Genomic DNA, 22424 nt, shown 5'->3' with positions numbered 1-22424 from the left:
AAACCATTTTATATATAGCATCAGAATATTCTATAATTGCTTTAAATTAGTTTTCTATTACTAAAATATCATTAGAGAATGTTAATATTTCTTTTCTCCTATGAAAAAGGTTAATTTTTTACCTTGTAGACTTCCGTTTTTAATTCTTTAAGAAATCAATATATTCATTTAATTCAGTAAGCTAATAATTATTGAAAGTGTCAACTTGTTATTTATCCTAATTTTCTGCTGAATTTTTCCTTTTTTAATACAACCCAGTTTCTGTATAGTTGAGTTTCTTCTGACTAAATAACTTCAACATTTCATTCTTCACTAATATTTTATATTTCCATCTTCATACATTGTCAATAACCTGATTGATTGTTCAATACTTCCTAAATTGAAAGTCCTCTATGCCTCCCAAAATCTATAAAGTAATATTTAGAATCCCAACTGTTATCTGGTAGTGCATATTCATATTCTTTGAACCTCATATTTCTAATTTCATTTGAATTAGGTATCGGAAAAGTATATTTTTTTATCTTGAGTTTCTAACCTTAAGTGTACCGTACTGATTTAAATATCTTTTGAAATTTGGTGCTGTTGAAATAATTCTGGATTATTGACAAATATTAAACTAACAATAACTTTACAAAAGTCAACTAAAGCTTTATTATAATTCCTCTGATTACCTATCAACATTGCTCGCTGATATACTAAATCCAAATTATTTGGCTTGGCTTTAATTCCTTTATTAAAAATAGGAAGCACTACATCAAATAGATTATTATCAACTACAATAATTGCTAAATTTCCAAATACTTAATATACATTTAGAGTGATTTCAAGGACTTTTTCGAATAAACTAATTACTTGTTAAGGTATAATTTCCAATGTCCCTTCTAAATTATTTACTGAAACATTTTCAAACTTTTGGAAGAAAGATTGCCCTAACAATAAAGGTGAATTATCATTACCTACACTAGCTTCAACATTTGTAACAATAAAATTTCCAACTTCTAATTTCCGCAAAATTATTTTTATATTTTCAATATCAGAACCGTCTGCAATACTATAAGTTTGTAATCCAATTACATCCTCTCTCCTAATCTTGTTAGCGTTTATTAATGTTTTAAATAATGATAAAGGAATATGAACATCACTAGCACCAGTATCAACAATAAAATCAAGTTCAATAATTCCATTTACTAAAACAGGGATTTGATAAACACCTCCAATTTTTTTCATTTTCAACTTATCCATTTTTATCTCATATTTTTCAAGAGACGGAACTAGGATAAGTCGTTCATCTCGACAATTACTTTTATAAATACCAGTATAATTAAAAATTATTTTTTTTGCTGATTCTCTGAAATCTTGAATTAAGGTTTTATTTTTCTCAATATTCGCACTAATCATATAAATATTACACCAACTATTCGATTTTGAATCTACTAAGTTTTTTAAGTATTTATTTGTAATTAAAAATTTCTCTTCTTCTTTTGCTCCTCTTATTCCAAAATCTAAATATAATTGAGAAAGCACTAACCCATAAATTATATTGTATGAATAAGAATTAGGATTCTTTTCTAATGCTTCATGTATAATCTTTAAGGGTTCAACAACCTCATTATAATCATCCATAATAGTTAAATAACCAATAATTAAATGTTCATCATTACTAATTTTGGAATAATCCAAATAGTCTAAAGAATATTTATTTTTTAAAAATAATTCAAAAAGTTTACTATTATTTTTTCCATCAATATGCCATCCCAATGCATTCACCAAAGCTAGTTTCTTATCAATTGAATTATTATCGCTAGCCAAATATGAAGCTAATTCATAATTTAATTTTCCGATTTTTTCCGCTTGATTGATTTCTGGAATCTCATTGAATGCCTTATAAAAGGGCGTTGAAGTTATTGGACTATCTGCAAAAGTATAAATTGAATTAATTAAAAGCAGTCCTATTAAAATTTTTCTTATCATAAATTTCAGGTTTTATTTGTGGTAACGGAAGCGTATTGCTGTCATATATGGGATTAAAGTTAATGATTTTCGGTTAAAAATTGAAGTTAGTAATTCGGTGAGCTAGTTTGGGCAATTATTTGTGTATTGATGATCAATTCATTTTGGTCAATTATTAAGATATAATCTCCTGCAAACTTTTTTATACATTCTATAACAGTAAGATTAATATTGACTATCTCTTATTTCCTATCCTCATTTTCTTTTCCATTATCTACAAACTCTCTAGTGAGTTCATTGCCATTATAAATCAATAAACTTAACAATTAAAAGCAATCTCAACAAGAACTTTTAATATTTTGTTAATAAAATTATAAGGAGTTATTTTAATCTTTTCTTAAAATTAAGATTATTCTAAAACCAAATCAAACGACATCAATCCCAGCGAGAATCACTCATTCAATGCCACGTTGATCTTAGAAATCAATGATTGAAAAAGAATATATGTATATATCATAGAAGCAATTTAGTGTCTGCCTAAAGCTAGGAGGAACTGAAGCTAAATTTTCAAAACTTTCAATATTATACTCAAGTATTTAACTTCACTTCCAAGCCAAAAAAAATATGTACTAAATGTTGTATAAAAATCGCTAAACATCTCAATTTTGAAGCTTACTTAGCATTAAATTCACTTAAAAAAGAGTATTATGAAGAAATTGCTGAGATTTTAAAAAGATGCGGTTGAAAGAAAAATTAGCCTGAATCACTTTCAGGCTATTCTGTTTAATTTAATGATTAAAACTTAATACTACCTCCATAACGTTTGAACTTCATGGATATTAAAATTGATTATTTTCTAACACTCTTAATCTTAGAACTTAGACAATTAATAATGGAAAAAGGTCTGAATGGAACGATGGGGAATCAAATAGTTCACTTATTGTTTAACTTTAAACAACCATCTATCGTAAATGCTTATTCTAAAGTAGACAATTACAAGGCTTACTGACCCTACACCCAACCTAATAATATTCTAATTAAGCATGATGGAGAATGTAGTACGAAAAATAGTAGCCTTATAAATTGCATTTTTAACGACATATTTATAAGCTTATCATAGCTTACGCTTTGAGATTTAATTTCAATCATATTGATTACTAGAGTCTATGATAAAATAAGCTTTTTCATATTTATTTTATTCCACTCTAAAAATAACAAATCCCGCATCAGAGTTTTTGTCTTTAATATTTATAATTACTCTCCCTTCATTCCCTGTGTTAACGACATAATTATCTACTCCATTAATTGTACTAACGAAATACTTATTTATAATTTCTCTTAAATCATTTGCTTTTAAAATAGCTCCTGACCAAGCAAATGTCATTCCTTTATTATCTTGTTTGACGGTATAAATACCTTGACCTGTCGGGTTTTGAAGAACATAGGATTCAAAATTGTTATTGTATTTATAATTATATAATGTCATCAGCTCCTCAAAGATATGTGAAGGCATAGAGACCGAATTAAATATATTGTTCCATGTTGGTGTGAATATTTTATAACCATTTTTAAGTTTGTAATCATAGCCAAATTCATCTTTATGCTGACTAAAAACAAAAGATGATAAAAACAAAACCACTGAAAGTAAAAGAACTTTTTTCATACTAATTAAATTATTATTAAAACCTAATTATAAAAATACAAAATTTTAAAATATTTTTAATATAGAATCATCAAAATAAAATAATTGCTTAAGGGCAAGTTCTATTTAATTATTAGGAAAAGAATTGCCTATGGAAGTTTAAAGCATTTGGACGTAAAATACTAAATTGAATATCTAAAACATACAGGAATACAACACCTTGATTACTTGTAAATATTTTCGAAATCCGTCTCTTATTTCTTATAAGTTGTTAATCTGAAGTTTCACTTCAATATTTAAATAGAATAAACCAAAACAACACTTAATATAAATAGCTAATTACCAAAAAACATATCTAGATATACTTTAGTGCAAATTATATTACAAGTTATATGATTCAAAAACTTTTCCCATTTAACTAATTGGTATTCTATATTCTTACATCTGAACTGTTTTATATATTTAAACCTCAGACTGCTTTTTAATTGATAAAGATGGAGTCTACTCTAACGATTGGCTTAACCAAAAAAATTAATTGCTTTTATTGAAGGTATAAAAGAATTAACTGTTTACGGAAACAAAACAATAACTTATATGGTTATAGAATTTCTTCCAAAAACAAGGTCTGAAAATGGGAGTTTAGTCCATCGCATGCTAATTAGGAACCATAAAAGTGATCGATGTACTGTTCTAATAACCTTTATCAAAACAGAAAATGGAACGTAAGGCCAAATACTATTTATTTCAATACCTGCACAGCTATAATTGTTTCATCTCTTTTAGAAGAATAACGTTCATTGAAAACACCTGAAAACTTGTTAAAAAAACAACCAAACTTACACACTTCATAGGATTGTGTTTGTAAAATTCTTTTTAATTAATAATCTGAGAATTAACAGAGGAGTCCTCCCGTGCCTGGCTCAGGATTGAAGCTTTATTATTAGAGTAAGACGTGTGTCATGCTGAACTTGATTCAGCATCTACTATGCTTTCTGTCACATGGAGGAGAATTTTTCCTTAGAAAAATTTGTATCGAAATGCTGGTTTGGTTTAGGGTGGAGAGTGTAGGGTTTAGAGTTCACGGTTCGTTGTTCTCAGTTTACGGTTCAACGTTCTGCAGCCTCCAGAATAATTCAAAATTTAGAATTTAAAATTCATCATTTCTTCTCTTGTCTAAGTTTTCGATACATTTTTGTTTTACAAAAACACTCAAACTAACAAGAGGATTTACGTCTTAAGCAATTTTTAAACTACTTTTAAGCAACCTTTGCCCTACTACAATAAGACTCTGAATCAAGTTCAGAGTGACGCTTCGGGGTTTAGTTTAGGGTTGAAAGTGTAGAGTTTAGGGTTTTAGGTTCTCTGTTTACAGTTGGTAGTTCAACGTTTTGAAGTATGCTGAACAACTCATCATTCAACATTTAGAATTTAAAATTTAAACTTAGAAGTTAATCACTACGCCGATTTGATTGGATTTAACCATCAGATTCCAGCTGACTTGTTTTCCGCCTTCGTTGTATTTTTCTGCGTATTTATGGTCTAGGTATTTGTCGATGGCTTCTACCGTAACAATACTGATAGCAGCACTCAAGGCTACATCACTCAACCAATGCGCACCCTCCCATAATCTAGAAATACCTGGCACAGATCCTACCAATAAAATTCCGCCTTTAACCCATGGATTCTTGAATTGTTTAGAAATCGCATAGGAATTGGTAAAGGCTAAAATCATATGCCCCGATGGAAATGAATGATAATCCTTGTCGGCTTCAAAAGGTTTGAAAGTCGTTGGGCTATCGCCACTTCTTGGTCGTGCACGTCCAAAGGTGTATTTACTGGTTTGTTGTAATAAACCTGCCGCTGAAGCTGAAGAGATTAATAAAACTCCTGTTCTTCTAAGCTTTTCATTATCGGTGAACAATCCTGTTAGATAAACCGCTCCCGTCAGCATATAGTTGTTTTGTGGACTTCCGTAGTACCATCCGTAATCTCTGACTGCCTTAGGTACGTCTTCTCTATGATCGGTCATGAACTCATTTACTGGCTCATCTACCAAGACCAATAAAGCTGTTCCTGCCAAGATACCTGCGGCTTGTTTCCATTGCTTGCCTTCCCAATGCAAAGGGCGCGTGTAGGCATAACCCATTCCACCAAATACATTCCCCATGTCATAAAGGAATTTCTTGCCTTTGGTTTGCTGTGGAATACTGTCTTGTGCCAGCGAATCTAGCGCTGTGTTTTCTTGAGCTGATAGTGAAAAACTCAACATTAAAAAGAATAAAATATATTTCATACGCGCTGTTTATGCTTGTTGTTAGGGTTTAACTTTCACCTGTTCTAGACTATAAAACTCCTCTTCCTCTTTTAAATTTAAATTGATATCGGCACGAATGGCTTTTAAGCCTACCGCATCTTGTAGATCTTCTAATTCCACAATCTCTAAATTAGGTCCAACATAGCCTTTGGCTTGTAAAAACTTAAAGTAAGACATGTATTCACGCTCAATATTAGAGTTGGAATATACCACAACTAATTTATTCGGTTGGGTTAATCTTTCGTTGGTATTCTTGATATGTGCTTTATCGATACGTTTTTTAATCATTTCATAACGCACATTATACGCGCCATCTACATCGAATTTCTTCTCATCAATACGATAACGAATACTCATCGGCGAATCATAGGCAAAGATCAACGAAGCCACCTTTAAGTTAATCGGATAATTCTCTTGCATGGCATAATACCTCGCCTCCATCTCACACATGATTTGCATTTGCCACATGCGCAGATTATATAACGCACTTTCATGGAATCTATGATCCTTGTTGATCGAAGGTCCTACATATAAATCATGTTCCACGCCATCGGTTTTATACTTCTGGAAATAATGCGGGAAAATGGCTTGAGCTTCATCTTGTTTTTCATCTAGGAATTGCGCCAAACCTTGATTGATGGCATCAATCGTAGCATCATATTGCTTACGCGCGTGGTAGATCGTTTGGTTTTCGTCTAATGAATTCAAGAATTTCTCTGCTCGCTTAGACTCTTGTGTATATTCGGCAAAATATTTTAAAACCGGCAGAATTCGCATTTCAAAGAAATTAGAAATAATCTGTTCGGTGTTGGTATAAATCGCGTTCTCTACCAAAGATAGATTTCGCTTGGCCTCGTGTAGCAACTGCTCATAGAAAGGCATGTTCTTGTTCACCGTCACCCCTTCAAGAATTAGCACACTTTCCTTTAATAAAGCTTTTAAGTCATGCTGAATCGCTTCATTTCGAGCCGCCGACGAGCCTACAATGTCGATTTGTCCATAGAGTGGATATACTTTCTCAAATACAATCTCTTGGAAAATAGGATTCTTACCGCCTTGTTGTTCTGCTAAAAATCTATAAGCTTCTTCTTCAAACTTCCATTTTACGGCCGGGTGGATAGATGTACACTCCTCTTGAATAATGGCATTTACTTTATCCTTGATACCATGCAAGGAGCGTTTTGCATAACTTTTAACAAAAGGTAAAATATCATCTATTTTAACAATGCTAATCTCGTTGATTTGGTTTTTCTCATAACCACCGATTTCAATAATGCTTTGTACACGACCATCAATCACCAATGGAATTAAGGCTAAACTCTTAAGACCGTTTTTAAGCATATTTTGACGCAAACGATTCTCTGGATGCTCGGCAGCATATAATTCTATATTAGGAATGATAAAGATTTCTTGGTGTTTAAGCAATTGTTCTTTCACCATCTTACAACCTAACTTATCAAACTCACAGCTTTCTTCGTTGGAAAGCATAATTGTTGGAAAGCCACCATCATAACCAGGAACCAGCAATTCATTCTCTAACATGGTCGTACCAATGTACAAATCCGGAATATTCAGAATCTTCCTAACATAATCCTGCATGGTCTGATAGGTGAAATCCCCCGTAGAACCAATCAAATGCTCTTTAAAACCATTGATTTGATCGTCTAGAGTAACATCTACCATGGTCAATAAACCAAAGCCTTCGACACGCCAACTTTCTTTAGGGAAATAATAATCCCAAAGCTCACGGTCGTGGGTATTGTTTAATAACTTATCTAAGATTTCTTCGGTGATTTCTATCGCATTCTCATTAGGTTGAATAGAAATAAAATCTCCATTGTAGGTGATTCTAAAAACTTTTCTATCGCCATTTTTTAATTCAACCGGAACCGTAATCGGACGATTGAAGTCGATTTGGTATTTATAATACTTATTGAGAATAATGCTATAAGGCATCAAGTTCAAGAAGTTGGTACTTTCCTCGTAGATGTGCAAAAAATCTAAATGAATCCCGTCTACAGAATCCTGTTTTAGATTCAGCATGCGTTGAGAATCATAAAAACTCTGACTGGAAAGTGGGTTCAAGGCCGATTTAATCTCATTGGAGGTTAAAGACTCTTGAAACAAAAAGCTCATCAGTTCATTTATAGGTTCTTGATGTCGGCTCAAATCCTCCATATTATCAAAACCCTCTACTAAGGCTGGATGTTCCTCAAACACTTTTAAGGCCCATTCAGCTTGTAATCTTTGTATTGAATTGGTACTCTCCTTTTGTTCCTCAAATAGATTTTTCAAATGTCTAAACGAGGTTCTAATTTGGAAAGTTCCGCTATCAAATTCATTTTTCATAGTCATTCTTATCCTATCTTTTTTAATACTATGAAACTTCTGCTATCATGAAATAACTCACGACAAATGCTAGGGCGCTTAATACAATTCCAATCATAAATACATTGTAGGTAATGCGTAATAGTCGGTATTTTCTTTCTAATACCAATCCCAAAAAGTATAAATCTCTGGTAAGCGAATTATACAATGTATCTTGATTTTCTATTAAATATTCTATGCCCCATTCAAATTCTTCTAGCGACATTTTATTAAAGTTTCCGAAAAATAAAATGTTGCTTTGATTGTTCTTAATCATCTCTCTCGTCACATGCACATTAGAGACATTCGGACGCGTACTCAACACCGACAGAATGATGGAAACTACGCTAAAGAACAATAATACCATGGTTGGGTAGACCAAAAAGGTATTGGAAATGGAATCCAATTTAGGTAGTAAATTAGCAATCGCCACCGAAATAATAATGGCATTGATGGAAAGTAAAATATTGGCTTTGGTGTCGGCAATAGCACTTAAATCCATGTGGTTTTTTAAGGTCACACGAAACATCGTTTCAACCCCACGTCCCATTTTTCTGGATCTCTTTTTATCTGCCAACTTTTCTTCTCTCTCTCGAATTCTCTCTTCTAACTTCAATCGGTTTTTATCTTTTTGTGCCTGCCAGTTTTCTTTTGCTGAGGTGGTAAAGAATTGATGTTCGTCTAAAAACTCTAGGTTACCTTGATCCCACTCCGCAGATTTAATTTTCTGATGTTGGTGTAGTTCTAGTTCTGTTTTTAAGGCCGTAGATACATCAAAGAAATATTCCGAACCGACATGACTGCAGTCGGCATCTTTCATTATTTTCTCTAGCAAAGTCTTAGGCTCTGACTTGGGAATGGTGGCCAGGATTAAAGATTTAATCTTTTCTATTTTATCAGCTGCTAAGTTTTCTGATTTAAAAAACTCTTCAGCTATCTGTGCCCCCACAATTTCATTATTTTCAAATTGAGTTGCATAGCCCACATCATGAAACCATGCCGCAAGCGTCAATAATTCCTTATCCTCTGCCGAACAATTTTCCCATTGAGCTAATTCCACTACTCTATGCACCACGCGCTCGGTGTGGGTAATGTTGTGATATAATATATCAGGAGATAGATTTTGAGCTAAATAATCTCTAACAAAGCCTTCTGATTTCTGAACTAAATTCATTTTGCAATTTACTTAAATTTTTAGAATCCAAAGCCAGCACCAATCACAAACCTACCGCCATCTTCTGACCTAAAATAGGATGCTTTTAGCCCTACCTTTTCTGCTCCATGCAGGAATACACCTCCTCCATATGAAGTTTTCCAAATGTCTGAAATGTCATAATCACTCCAAACACGTCCGTAATCAAACCCACCATAAATACCAAAGCTAATAGGTAGAATCGGAGTTTTAAGACTTCCTACTTTCCAACGAAGATCAGAGGATTGCGTAAAACTAGTTTTACCGGTAAACCTTTGGTTGCGGAAACCTCTTAGACCATTATCTCCTCCAATACTAGCCGCTTGATAATACTCTATATCTTCTGTAGAGTTGATTTGAGCCTTAAACAAAGTGGCTAAAACCAAATCCCCGCTTGGTACTAATTTATGACTAAAACCTAAACTTGGATGAATATAGGTATAGCCATGTCCGTCGCGATCTAAATTAGCTTTATAACCTGCTTCTACATTCAACAACATCGCTAAACTTGGGAAGACAGGATTGTCCTTGTTTTCATAATTAAAACGTCCAAACACGCCCACAAAGTTCTGCTGACTAAAGGCAGCTTCTTCTATCTGGTCGGTTTCTGAAACAAAACGATTCGCTGTTTTATCTAATTCCATACTTTGATAGCTTAAACCTAATTGATAAAACTGACCATTTTGCTTTTGCAGTTTTAAGGAAGGTTTAAATCTAAATTCCTCTACCAAGGTTCTGTTATAATCCAGTGCGACCTCATCATTATAAACGGAATTCATTCCAAAACCAAAGAAATTCTTACTATAATACGGGCTTTGGTAAAGTCCTTCAAGGATTAAGTTCGCACCTCCCAATACGCGCGCAAATTCCCCTAAATAACTCACTTCAACACCTTCGGTAGCCGTAAAGAATTTTAATTGTGCTTGATGCTTTTGAGAGAATGGATTCTGTTCGAAATTATTTACCGTATATGTCAAACTAGGTCCAATCATAATTCCATTATCTGGATTATACCCTAATGCAGGAAATGCCCAAACTAAATTATTATACTTGATGTTATGATAGTCGTACACATTAGTTTTATAATGATCGGTCAAGCGCTTATTTACGTTCTTATTCTCAAAAGTGGATTTCTTTGATTTATAATCATAAACCTTAAGTCTTCTAGAGTTTTCAATCTTATAAACATCATGGTTTTGTCCACCAATGATTCTAACTTTAATCTTTGCTTTTCCGTCACCATAGACATGAAACACATCCTTATCATCTAAGCCATACAACCAAATCTCTTTGGTAAACTCAGGAGAAAATACCTTGTGGTGAAATCTATCTTTCTTTTCTCCTCCTTTAATTCTATACACCGAAACTTCTGTTGAGCCGTCTGCTAATCTTTGAACTTCAAAGAAATCATCTTTATCAGTTCCTGTTATCGTAGCAGTTTTGTTGACTACTTCAAAGTACTCCATCCCATAATTAGACAGGTTATCTCTTCTCTTTTTAAGGGTTTCAACAATATGGGTAAATGACTCGTCTTGAACTTCTTTTGGCATTACGCTCATGCTTTGCTCAATCACCTCATCGGTTAAGTTCTCTTGAATAAAAGCAATTTCTTCTTGCCAATCTTGCATCGTCATATCAGGTAATAAAGCCACATCTAGCGGATAAGGCTCTAGGTTAAACCTTTTGATGTTGCGAGGCTCTGCAGTATACTTCTGCATAAGGCTTAAGTTCGGAATACTTCGGGTAAGATATCCCATCAACAAACCGTCTGACATATTCGAGAAGGCTTGGTCGCGATCTCGCGGAATAGCGACATAAGTTTCTTTCTTACCATCGTTTTTTACAGCCCATTTCCATTGGTCGTAATGTCTGTCCCAGTCACCAATCACCATATCAAACAAACGTGCTCTTAAGAAAGCTCGCTGATCTACTTGATTATCCTCGTCTTTTCTAATTTGTTTAAATAAATCGTAGGTATTAATCACCTCATCTGCATTTGCAAAGCTTTCCAAATCGCCATGACCATCGGTTACTTTTTCCTCAATCATATACAATTCATCCCCAAAGATTTCATTGTATTTACCTAAGGTTTTCTGCTTTGGAACATAGACTAAAGTTGGATTGGCATATAAAACACCTATCGATTCTGATAATCCAGCCACCGTGAAAGGTGCGTATGGATGAGCTCCCGTAAACACATCTAGAATTAAGTCTTCTGTAGCAGTTTCATTAAATGAATCTTGTACATATTGATCCTTAAAACCTACGGCTTGAATAAACTGAGTTGCACTTTTCTTTAACGCGCGCATCACATATTCCTTACCCTCTGGGTTCACCATGTGCAACGACTTCGATTGATGACCACCTCCTTTTCTTACAGGAGTTAATCCCCCATGATAGGTGCTTAAATCTACCGAAGGAACAGTAACTTCAGTTCCGTAGTGCTTTCTATGTCTTTTACCCCAAATAAAAGTGTAGAACTTAGATTTATTCAATCTATCATCTTCGTAAATCTTGGCAGTTGCTTGGGTTTGAATCTCTTTAAATTCCGGCTCTTTATATTCTTTATTTTCTGGAAATATTTTCGCTGCGTAAATCTCTTTTCCTAAATCACTCGAATAGAAATGAACTTGAGACGAACCATCCTTCATCACATCTAGTCTAGCATAACCTTGATCGGAGCTACTAAACTTACCGCCATTCGTAAGACGTGTAGCGCTTTTCTTCGCCCCTGAACCGCTAACAATCTGAGTAACATTATCTTTTTGAATGAATTGTAGGTTATGGTCATGTCCTGAAGCAAAAATGACTTTATTCCCAAACTGAGAATAAGCTTTAAGACGATCGCTCAACTCACGATATATGTTATTTTGATTATCGGTATTACTCACGCCTCCTGTCTTTCTGAATAAATTCTTAAGACTCCCCAAAACTGGTAGAGGTTTCATATGAGATTTAAATGAATACTGTCCGCCGTGAGAACCGTTAGTCAACACCGGATTGTGAATAGCGATTAAAGTTGTTTTACCATCCGCTTTCTTGATTTCGCTTTCTACTTCTTCCCAAAATTGAGCTTTGGTTTTAATATCACAATCATCGTTCATGGTCGGGTGATTGTCCCAATTGGTGATATACCACTGTGAATCGATAACGATTAACACTAACTCATCGCCCATTTTGATGCGTTTAAAACCACATCCATCATTAGGATAAAAACTCTTTTTACCAAGTGTCTCTTGTACGCGCTCTCGCTGACGTTCTAATCCTTTTAATCCCGAATACCAATCATGGTTACCTGCAATAAAGATGGTGTTGCCAGGAAACTGCTTGCCTAGCGCAATTTGTGCGACTAAGATGATTTCTTTCTCTTCTCGCTCTGGATGATCCTCTGCGGGCATACCTTTCCAATAAATATTATCACCCAGGAATAATAAAGTGCTATTCTCTCCAGCGTCTTTAGAAGCTTCTAGTACATCCTTCAAGACAACATCTTGGGTATAACGAATCCCTGCATCGCCAATTAAATAAAAGGAATGCAAAACTTCGGCATCAGAAGAAATAGCTTCCATGCTTTCATCGGCCGCATACTGTGTTTCGTAGGTAGCACAACTTTGGACAATGAGAAATAAATATAAAAGAGGTAAATATTTTATCATAAGCAATCCAATTAAGGGCGTTTGAATTTAAGAATTCTTCCACCTATGCCTTTCATTTCACTACTAATGTATAAATGATCGGCATCAAATGAAATTCCTTCCGCCTGTGGCAAGGCTTTTTTATCTAAAAAGATAAGTTGTTTAATTTGTTTATCAGTATCAAAAATGGCTAATGTTCCTCCGCGTGCAGAGATTATATAAATATCTCGGCTCTCCGGATGAATCTCAATCCCTGATGGAGCAAAGGCTTTCAGACGTTTTTCTAAGTTATCTTTTTGTTTGTCAGACATTTTTTGGCTTTCTAACTCCTTCGCTAAGTAGTTCATTAAAGCCTCCTCGCTGATTTTCATATAAGGTTTAGCGTCCAACTTATTCGAACTTAAATCGAAGCTATAAATCGCCTTATGTGGATAGTCTTTGTCGTAATCAATCGGTTCACCTTTACAAGCTAAGAGCAATACATTTTGATGCGTATCATAGGTGAGTCCTTCAACGTTATTTCGTTTTCCTAAATCTGTTTTAATTTTTTGGGTCTCTTGAGTCTTCGGATCATAGAAAAATAAATTCCCAGCGCTATTAACAATCACAATTTGATCTTGATAAAGTGTAATCCCTTCGTAGTCGCCGCTCTTAGCAAAACTAACTTTATCTAATACTTTTCCGTTTTTAGGATTAAGCTTAAAAATAACTCCCTCCTCATCATTATGCGTCCAAAGTACCTTTTCGATAGAATCATAAGTCAGCCCAGAGATTTCTTCTAACGAACGCTCAAGTTCAAATAGCTTAGGCTGGGTGAAATCATAGCTAGTTTGGTGTGTCTTAAGGCTAATAAAATTCGCTGATTTAAGATTACCATCTACTGAGACTTTACTTTTACAAGAAAATAAAGCGAAAGAGATGAAAATGATATACAGAAACCTAGAGCTCATAGGCTGCAAATTTACGTCAAAAAATGCGGGTATTAAAGCCAAGGCCTTGTTGTTTAAAGTAGTTTAAACTTTAATAACGTGAATGTCTAAACCCAAGGCGTCAATCCGCACCTGATGCGGAATCTTTGGTTAACGTGGTTTAAAGGGTTGTTTAAAAATAGTTTAATATTGTTTAAGTTGTGAATCCTCTTGTCAATTTAAATATTTTTTTGAAACAAAAATGTATCGAAAACTTAGACAAGAGTGGAGATTTTGAATGTTGAATTCTAAATTTTGAATTAACCTGAATGCAACAGAACGGAGAAGTCAAAACCAGGAACTGCCAACTGCGTACTGCGAACCCTAAACACTACACACTCCACCCTAAACTAATAACTAGAACCCCTCAGTCCTACGGACAGCTCCCCTTAAAAGTGGAGCAGCTTGCTTCGAGTTAAACCCTTAAATTATAGATCAAAAACATTCTTCGAATAAACATACTAGATTCATGGTCAAGCCCGGAATGACATGCGCCTTGGCTTGACAGCCCTATTTATGAATGGACTAACAGTGAACTGAGACCCCTGAACTCCGATGTGCGCTCTCTAAACTAACCCCTTTTTACTAACCTAAAATGAAATCAATAGAAAAAGGTTCAATACCTTAATAGCATTGAACCTTTAATATATTTATATTCTAAAAATTTTACTTAGCCATCTTTCTTCGGCTTTCTTTTCTCCAAGTATAAGATTTAGAAACCTTCTCTTTATTAGCAGACTTAATCATTGGAGAATTTTGATTAGACTGACTTCTCCATGGGTTTGGATTATCTATAAATGTTAATGCAGCTGAATAGTTTGCTGTGATTGTATTTTCACGATCATCCTGCACATTAATCTCTATATTATAAATATCACCCTCTTTAGTGACTACGATATCCCCAGATTTAATCGGAGCATAATTGACTGTATTATCATTACTCAATTCATAATACCAAGTTCCAAAATCTAATCCCAACTCCATTCCTGAACCAATACCAGCGTTCCCAGCTACTTCTTCTCCAATAGGATAAGTTCCTTCTGGGATATCATTAACTTCATCTGCTGATGTGTACAAAGTTAAACGCATATATTCTCCTGTTCCTTGAGAAGACCAATAACTATCTGGAGAGATGCTTACATTCTCATTTAATAAATATAAATTCCATCTATTATTATCCATGCCAGCTATTGGAGATTCACCTTTGAATTCTAAATAACCATGAGTTAAGCTTTCAATAGCTCGGTCTGAAGTAAAAGTTGATACAGTCACCTCATCTCCTTGTCTTACGAACCCTGTATACTTACCGATATGACGAGTGCCATCTTGTAGTTCAAGATTAAACCTTACTTCTTGATGTTCTCCAACTTCTAAAACCTTAATACTTCCTCCAGTTACAAATACAGCCCTATTAATACCAGCTTCTGAATCAACATGTTGCAATGAGGCATATTTATATAGAGGTTCTCCATTAGATATTTCTTCTTCTGTCGCAATATGAAAAGTCCCTACTTCGTAATCCGTTGATGCAGTATAAGTAACATTAGGAATTTGAGCCTCCCAAGGTCTAGCCGCTAATTCATGAAAGAAAGATAAATCCATATAATAACCATCTCCTTCCAACTCACCCCAGCTATTTGCTTCCCCTTGCACAAAATAACTCATGTACTCACCGACTCCTGGATATTCAAAAGGATTATCTCCCCAATACCAACCATTTTGAATTTCGTAAGCTACGTCATATACGGGTTCAATATCAATAGGTCCAGTGAAATCAATGTGGTATTCGTTATTCGACGCATCTAATAAGGTTCCTTCAATTGTATATATCTCATTATTAAATGTAACATCTAAATTACCTGAAGTCACTAGAGATAAATCATCATTCTGAATCCAATTGGTTTCCGTAGTTAGTGTATATTTCTCCCCTGAAGTACTTACGGAATAAGACTCTGAGTTTAAAATAGGATCTAATAATTCTTCATCTGCTACTTTATCGGAAATAAAGCTTAAATTAAAATCTACATCTTCTGAGGATAACGTAATATTGAAAGATCCCTTATCATCGTCTAAATGGTTGTAAATACCTTGTGCACTTTGAATCTCTGGTGTTTGTCCTCCAGATCCATTTCCGCTAGAAAAATCGTCATCGTCACTACACGCGACCAACACCCCTCCTATGAAGGTGAACATTCCTAACATTCTAAAAAATTTACTCATATATACTTGTTTATAATTTTTTACTTGGATTATTTGAATGATATCTATAAAGAAGATTAACCTACCTAAGCAGGTTTGAATACCCTAATCTAGTGAGTAAATACGGATCAGCATAGATATTCGCTTGGATTAACGATTGTTTAATACTTCTAAAAGCTTTTCTTAAAATTTTCTAGGTATCAATTCTTCTTTATCCATGAACTACTTGTTATCTTCGAATGGAGAGCACAGGCTGCTCCTATAAACCTTTATTGCATTTCCCGTTGGATGATGCTATTAATATTTCGCCTCTACGAGGCTAGACACTAAAAAAGCGCGCACGTAAAACTTTAAATTATTATGCACGCTACAGAACTTTGAACTGAGAACTCTAAACTCTAAACTCTCCACCCTAAATCAAACCTCGAAGCCCTTCAGAAATCCATGTTTAATGATGTTCAGCGTGCGCGTCCGCGGCCTTAGCAGTTCGGCCTTGGGAAGGCAAGCCGATGATCACTCATGTTCCCGCCTCGGAAATTAAAGGGGATAGGTAATAAAGCTAAGCAGGCGGGAAAACATTATTTCTGATTGATTTTTTGGTTCGTTTTTGATCAAGCAAAAATGAACAAGAAAGATTAATTAGATGATATTCTGAGTCAATCTCAGAATGACATGCGCTTGGGTATTCGGAGAAGTATAAAAACGGAGTGTCACTCTGAACTCTAAACCACGCACAATAAACCCTACACTCTATTCCAAAATCTCCTTGAAATGCTCAAATATCATTATCATCGCCAAGGTATCTAACTCACAATACTTTAATAAAGCCTTTGTAAGTTGCTCGCGCTCAGCCTCACTCATATCAGTGTATTGTAATTTAGCATAAGCCGTTAATGCAGCACCTCCATCCGCTACATCATATACCTCTGATAAAACTTCTCCTAATTCTTCGTCCGTCCACCCCTCAAAAACTTCTGGCAATAAATCGTAAGGGTTTACCACATGATCAGCTTCTAATTTGAGCCAAACATGGTCGGCATCAAAGTTTTTACTACTCAATTGTATTTGCGATATAGGCTGCGAATATTTTTGTTTTAAAAACTCACTGCTATGTAAAACAGCTGGCAAAACTTTCTTAATTGAATTGGAACCATTGGTATACGGATTATAATAAAAGTGTTTCACCATTAAACATAAATCAACCATATTTCGTTCACCTTCCCATTGGACAGCACTTTTTCCTGTACTTTTTGAAATATGTTGAATAAACTCAATCAACTCTTCTTTATCTACCTCATCAGAGTTATTAAGCTGTTCATAAATCGCATTTAAAATAGTATTTTCATGGGCAGCAAACCTAAAAATTGTTCCCGGTTGTTTTTCTAAGGCTAGTTTTAAATGTCTTAAAAAATCAAAATTTGGAAACTCACCTGCGCGATTGTTTATGTATTCAGAAGCGTGTTCTATGCTAGCATCTTCATAGTATATATGATGAGAAAACTGAAAAGCAATCTGTTCATAAGGCCGTCTTCCTTTATTGAATGGCAAGGCAACGGTACTGGTCTCAAAATCAATAAAATGCAAAGGATAGGTCCACGAGTCCATTTCTTGTTGAAGTCCTTCTTTATCTACCCAAATACTTTCGTCCTCTTCTCTGGATTTCGTAATCTGAATCCATTGTCTCTCTGAAGTAGAAAGTTTCCCTGCAGCTTCCTCATAATTAATATCTTCTAAAGTCAGTTGCTCCTTGAATATTTTGCCCTCTTGAAATAAATCAGCACCTCTTCTAAAGTTCCAAATATCAAAAATATTAGGTTTCTTAAAATCAGACGCCTTCCAAAAGTGCTGTTTCTGGAAGCAATATTTAAAACCAGATTTTAATCCTTTTGCTTCATCTTCATCGGTTGCTTTGAATTCACAAGATTTACATGCACGATAAGAGGTTGGAAAGTTCAAGTAATGATCCTTTAGATTGGCATCTCTTAAAGTATGAACAGCTTCTTCAAACAAAAAGTCGTCTGATATTGTGTGTTTATTATCTAATATGTCTTGAATAATTTCTGTGATTTCAACTTGTCCTAGAACTGAATTTCCAATTTCAGAAAGACTTTCAACTCTTCTTTCTATTCCGGTTCTATTATTGGCTTTTTGTGTAATTCGAAACATTTGATTCAATCCATCAACACTGGCCGAAGCCTCTTTGTTGGCGAGCATAAAATAGGATTTAATATTCCAGTTCGGTTGAACACTTTGCATGACATATTTCTGAAAAGCCACATCGAATAAATATAGCTTCCATCCTGCAACTAATCCACTTCTTTTCCCAATAAAAGTATTTTCATCTGAGGCGTTATAAGACTTAGCTTTAACTTCAATTAATTGAATATCATTTCCTTTTTTAACGAGTATATCCGATCTTACAAACAGACCTTTATACATAAAGGCAGCTTCGTAAATGACCACATTCTCACGTTGTAAAAGTTCTTGTGTTTTAAATGCCAACTCTTCGTAGTCCCAAGAATCACTCTCCACCAAAACACCTTCGGGGAAATGCATTCGTGCTAATTCCTCCACTTGAAAACCACCTTTAGCTAAGGCTTGCAAAAAAGTGTCTTCAAACTTTTGGTTTGCATAATCGGACTTTTGAGTAAAGTATAATTTGTTTGGGCATTCTAAGCCCATTTTAAAACGAGATTTGGTAAGAAGTCGCATAAAATTAATTTCATTAAAAGATGAGTTGAATAAAAATATAGAAAATTTAATTAAGATGAAAAGTATTTTAGGAGTTGGGCATCTATTCAATCAGAGTCATTTTGCAACAGAACTGAGAACTGCCAACTTTGAACTCGGAACCCTAAACACTACACACTTCACCCAAAACTAAATTCTAGAACCCCTCAGTCCTACGGACAGCTCCCCTTAAAAGTGGAGCAGCTTGCTTCGAATAAATCCCTTAAATTATAGCTCAAAAATATTCTTCGAATAAACAAACTAGATTCCGGGTCAAGCCCGGAATGACATGTATTTGAGTAACCCGAGAAGTATAAATCCAAAGAGTAATCTGAACTCGATTCAGAGTCTTTTATTAAAGTAGTTTTATATTGTTTAAGTTTTACTCACGACTAAGTCTAAATCCAAAGCGTCATTCCGCACTTGATGCGGAATCTTTTATTAAAGTGGTTTAAAAGTAGTTTTATATTGTTTAAATACTACTTGAGTCGAAAAGCCTCTTGTCAGTTTGAGTGTTTTTGTGAAACAAAAATGTATCGAAAACTTAGACAAGAGAAGCTCGAAGGACGTCAAGCTCTCTTTCTGTCGACATTTCGATACAAATTTTTCTAAGGAAAAATCCACTCAATGTGACAGAAAATAAAACGCCAATTGTCAGGCTGAGTGATTTTGCGCAGCAAAATTGTATTGAAGCCTAAGACAAGAGAAGAAATATTGAATTTTAAATTCTAAATTTTGGATTATTCTACATGTTTCAAAACAGCGAACTGAGAACTCTAAACAGAAAAAAGACAGCTCCGTTAGGAGCGGAATATTAATAATTTAAAACTTACGAATACCAAAATGAGCTCCCTAGGAGCGACACTTAAAACGAGTTGATCAATGTCGCTCCTACGGAGCTTTTTTACGCCTTCCATTTGATGAAGCTATTAATATCTCGCCTCTACGAGGCTAGACACTAATAAAGCTCACACGTAGATTTTTGAATTATTATGCACACTTCAGAACTTTGAACCCTGAACAGTGAACTGAGAACTGAGAACTATAAACTCTCCACCCTAAACCAAACCACGAAGCCTCTCAGAAATCTATGTTTAATGGTGTTCAGCGTGCGCGTCCGCGGCCTTAGCTGTTTTGGCCTTGGGAAGGCAAGCCGATGATCATCCATGTTCCCGCCACGTAAATTATATCAGAAGGACAAAATGCTCAACAAGCGGGAAAACATTATTTCTGATTGATTTTTTGGTTCGTTTTTGATCAAGCAAAAATGAACATGAAGGATAAAAAAGATGAGATTCTGAGTCAAGCTCAGAATGACATACGACTTGCTTTTTCGATGAATACTAAAAAGAAATAACGTCCTCTTTCCTTTCTATTGATATTTCCATACATTTTTCTCATTCCAGAAAAACTCCTTTATGTGACAGAGACACTAAAAAAGTAGAAAACAATGACAAATTTTAGATTCATTCAAACCTCTTAAATCAGCCTATCTTTATATCTTCGCAGCAAATTTTATAAAATGAGCACTCCACAGCAACATAAGCTTCACAATATCGATATCAACTTAATCGAAATGACCCTAGACATCATGAAATATGTGATTGGTCGTATTACTGATACCGACCCAGATTTAGGTTATTTTGAATCTGCAGAGGCTTTAAAAGAAAAAGTTGGCGAAACGATTACCGCAAAAGGTTTAGGCGGAGAAAAAGCTTTTGATCTTTGGAAGACAGTTCTTGCTCCCGCGTGTACAGTGATTGACCATCCTAGACATTTGGCATTCGTGCCGGCTGCACCCTCTAGAGCGGCCATCATGTTCGATTTAGTAACTTCTGCATCCTCTATTCACGGGGCTTATTGGATGGAAGGTGCTGGAGGAATCTTCGCTGAAAACCAAGCTATGGAATGGTTGGTATCTCTTACCGGGATGCCCGAACCTGCTTTTGGAGTGTTTACCAGTGGTGGGACAGCTGCGAATCTATCTGCCCTAGTGACAGCGAGAGAAACTTGGCGTAAAAACAATTCTGGAAATGATTCAAAGAGAGGTTTATTGATTACTTCATCTGGTGCACACTCTTCTATTAAAGCCATTGGTAAGGTAATAGATGCCGATGTTTATTTGATTGAATCAGAAGAAGAATTAAAAGCTAATGAATTACAAAATTACATCGACCAATTAAATCCAGAAGATAGAGCTAGAACCTTTGCTATTGTTGCTACAGCAGGTACAACTAACGCGGGAATCATTGATGATTTAAATGGCATTGCAAGCGTATGTAAGAAAGAAAACATTTGGTTTCACGTAGACGCGGCTTATGGTGGTGGAGCCTTAGCAACTTCTAAAACTCGTCCACTTTTTAATGGTATTAAACACGCAGATAGTGTAACCATCGATCCACATAAATGGTTGTTCTCACCATATGATTGTGGTGCGGTGATTTATAAAAATCCATCTTTAGCGAAAGAAGCACATGCACAAGAAGGATCGTATTTAGAGATTTTTAAGGATGAAGGTGCAGATGGGTTTAATCCTTCGGACTATCAAATTCAGTTGACCCGTAGACTGAGAGGTTTACCTTTATGGTTCTCTTTAGCTATGCACGGAACAGAGATGTATGAGAATGCTATTAATCGCGGGTTAGAGCTAGCACAAATCGCAGGAGACAAGATAACAGAACATCCTGATTTAGAATTAGTAAGAGAACCTAGTTTAAGTTGTGTTCTATTCCGTAGAAAAGGATGGAAAGCAGAAGATTACAGAAACTGGACTTATAAAAACCACAAAGATGGTTATGCATTAGTTACTCCTACTAAATGGAAGAAAAAAGACAAGACCTATGAGACCTGTGCTAGATTCTGCTTTATTAATCCAGACACAACCGTTGAGGATATTGAAGGTATTTTAAGTACTATGGAGTAAGGAGATTTGAGGTGGCTTAAAAGTAGTTTAATATTGTTTAAGTTTTATTCAAGACAAAGTCTAAATCCAAGGCGTCATTCCGCATTTGATGTGGATTCTACTGTTAACGTGGTTTAAGGCTTGTTTAAAAGTAGCTTAAGACTTGAATCCTCTTGTCAGTTTGAGTGTTTTTGTGAAGCAAAAATGTATTGAAAACTTAGACAAGAGAAGCACGAAGGACGTCAAGCTCTCTTTCTGTCGACATTTCGAAACAAATTTTTCTAAGGAAAAATCCACTCAATGTGACAGAAAACATAAGGCCTATTGTTAGCTTGAGTGTTTTTGATCAAGCAAAAATGAACATGATAGATTAATTAGATGAGATTCTGAGTCAAACTCAGAATGACATACGTCTTGCTTTAACAATAAAACTTTGAAAGGTCATTCCGCACTTGATGTGGAATCTTCTGTTAACGTGGTTTAAGGGTGGTTTAAGGGTGGTTTAAAAGTAGTTTAATATTGTCT

Annotated in this window: 11 protein-coding genes; 2 read left to right on the top strand and 9 right to left on the bottom strand. The window is 34.9% G+C overall.

Features of this window, described 5'->3' with window-relative positions; genetic code table 11:
• Positions 1-855: 855 nt before the first annotated feature.
• Entirely contained in the window at positions 856-1971 is a 1116-nt protein-coding gene (locus tag NLM59_RS07305) for a retropepsin-like aspartic protease family protein (RefSeq protein ID WP_304417106.1), read from the bottom strand.
• Positions 1972-2782: 811 nt separating this feature from the next.
• Between NLM59_RS07305 and NLM59_RS07300 the strand changes: the two genes are divergently transcribed.
• Positions 2783-2959 carry a hypothetical protein gene (locus NLM59_RS07300; RefSeq protein WP_304417105.1) on the top strand — a complete coding sequence of 59 codons (177 nt, stop codon included), beginning with the start codon at positions 2783-2785 and terminating at the stop codon, positions 2957-2959.
• Positions 2960-3145: 186 nt separating this feature from the next.
• On the opposite strand, the gene NLM59_RS07295 is transcribed toward NLM59_RS07300, so the two are convergent.
• The 8 genes from NLM59_RS07295 to NLM59_RS07260 form a co-directional block, all read right to left on the bottom strand.
• Positions 3146-3613 carry a hypothetical protein gene (locus tag NLM59_RS07295; RefSeq protein ID WP_304417104.1) on the bottom strand — a complete coding sequence of 156 codons (468 nt, stop codon included), beginning with the start codon at positions 3611-3613 and terminating at the stop codon, positions 3146-3148.
• A 1420-nt stretch (positions 3614-5033) separates the two neighbouring features.
• A complete protein-coding gene (locus NLM59_RS07290) occupies positions 5034-5885 on the bottom strand; it encodes a phosphatase PAP2 family protein (RefSeq protein ID WP_304417103.1) in 852 nt (283 codons plus the stop codon).
• A 21-nt stretch (positions 5886-5906) separates the two neighbouring features.
• Positions 5907-8255 carry a hypothetical protein gene (locus tag NLM59_RS07285; protein ID WP_304417102.1) on the bottom strand — a complete coding sequence of 783 codons (2349 nt, stop codon included), beginning with the start codon at positions 8253-8255 and terminating at the stop codon, positions 5907-5909.
• Positions 8256-8283: 28 nt separating this feature from the next.
• A complete protein-coding gene (locus NLM59_RS07280) occupies positions 8284-9447 on the bottom strand; it encodes a Pycsar system effector family protein (RefSeq protein WP_304417101.1) in 1164 nt (387 codons plus the stop codon).
• 20 nt (positions 9448-9467) lie between these two features.
• Positions 9468-13121: a metallophosphoesterase gene (locus NLM59_RS07275; RefSeq protein WP_304417100.1), complete on the bottom strand. Its 3654-nt coding sequence runs from the start codon at positions 13119-13121 to the stop codon at positions 9468-9470.
• Positions 13122-13132: 11 nt separating this feature from the next.
• Positions 13133-14050 (bottom strand): SdiA-regulated domain-containing protein, encoded by a 918-nt coding sequence (locus tag NLM59_RS07270; protein WP_304417099.1) that lies wholly within the window; start codon positions 14048-14050, stop codon positions 13133-13135.
• A 684-nt stretch (positions 14051-14734) separates the two neighbouring features.
• Positions 14735-16288: a hypothetical protein gene (locus NLM59_RS07265; protein ID WP_304417098.1), complete on the bottom strand. Its 1554-nt coding sequence runs from the start codon at positions 16286-16288 to the stop codon at positions 14735-14737.
• 729 nt (positions 16289-17017) lie between these two features.
• Entirely contained in the window at positions 17018-18979 is a 1962-nt protein-coding gene (locus NLM59_RS07260; RefSeq protein WP_304417097.1) for a DUF2779 domain-containing protein, read from the bottom strand.
• A gap of 1540 nt (positions 18980-20519) precedes the next feature.
• Between NLM59_RS07260 and NLM59_RS07255 the strand changes: the two genes are divergently transcribed.
• On the top strand, positions 20520-21920 hold the full coding sequence (locus NLM59_RS07255) for a pyridoxal phosphate-dependent decarboxylase family protein (RefSeq protein ID WP_304417096.1): 1401 nt from the start codon (positions 20520-20522) through the stop codon (positions 21918-21920).
• The last annotated feature ends 504 nt before the right edge of the window (positions 21921-22424 follow it).

This window comes from Profundicola chukchiensis (genome assembly GCF_029664245.1).
Taxonomy (GTDB): domain Bacteria; phylum Bacteroidota; class Bacteroidia; order Flavobacteriales; family Weeksellaceae; genus Profundicola; species Profundicola chukchiensis.
Note: the sequence above shows the minus strand (reverse complement) of the source record. Positions and strands in the feature narration are given on the sequence as shown.

Excerpts from the sequence above, each read along its gene's own strand:
- NLM59_RS07270 (WP_304417099.1), bottom strand. The coding sequence starts at position 14,050 with ATGAGCTCTAGGTTTCTGTATATCATTTTCATCTCTTTCGCTTTATTT.
- NLM59_RS07285 (WP_304417102.1), bottom strand. The coding sequence starts at position 8,255 with ATGAAAAATGAATTTGATAGCGGAACTTTCCAAATTAGAACCTCGTTT.
- NLM59_RS07295 (WP_304417104.1), bottom strand. The coding sequence starts at position 3,613 with ATGAAAAAAGTTCTTTTACTTTCAGTGGTTTTGTTTTTATCATCTTTT.
- NLM59_RS07290 (WP_304417103.1), bottom strand. The coding sequence starts at position 5,885 with ATGAAATATATTTTATTCTTTTTAATGTTGAGTTTTTCACTATCAGCT.
- NLM59_RS07280 (WP_304417101.1), bottom strand. The coding sequence starts at position 9,447 with ATGAATTTAGTTCAGAAATCAGAAGGCTTTGTTAGAGATTATTTAGCT.
- NLM59_RS07275 (WP_304417100.1), bottom strand. The coding sequence starts at position 13,121 with ATGATAAAATATTTACCTCTTTTATATTTATTTCTCATTGTCCAAAGT.
- NLM59_RS07260 (WP_304417097.1), bottom strand. The coding sequence starts at position 18,979 with ATGCGACTTCTTACCAAATCTCGTTTTAAAATGGGCTTAGAATGCCCA.
- NLM59_RS07300 (WP_304417105.1), top strand. The coding sequence starts at position 2,783 with ATGGATATTAAAATTGATTATTTTCTAACACTCTTAATCTTAGAACTT.
- NLM59_RS07255 (WP_304417096.1), top strand. The coding sequence starts at position 20,520 with ATGAGCACTCCACAGCAACATAAGCTTCACAATATCGATATCAACTTA.
- NLM59_RS07265 (WP_304417098.1), bottom strand. The coding sequence starts at position 16,288 with ATGAGTAAATTTTTTAGAATGTTAGGAATGTTCACCTTCATAGGAGGG.
- NLM59_RS07305 (WP_304417106.1), bottom strand. The coding sequence starts at position 1,971 with ATGATAAGAAAAATTTTAATAGGACTGCTTTTAATTAATTCAATTTAT.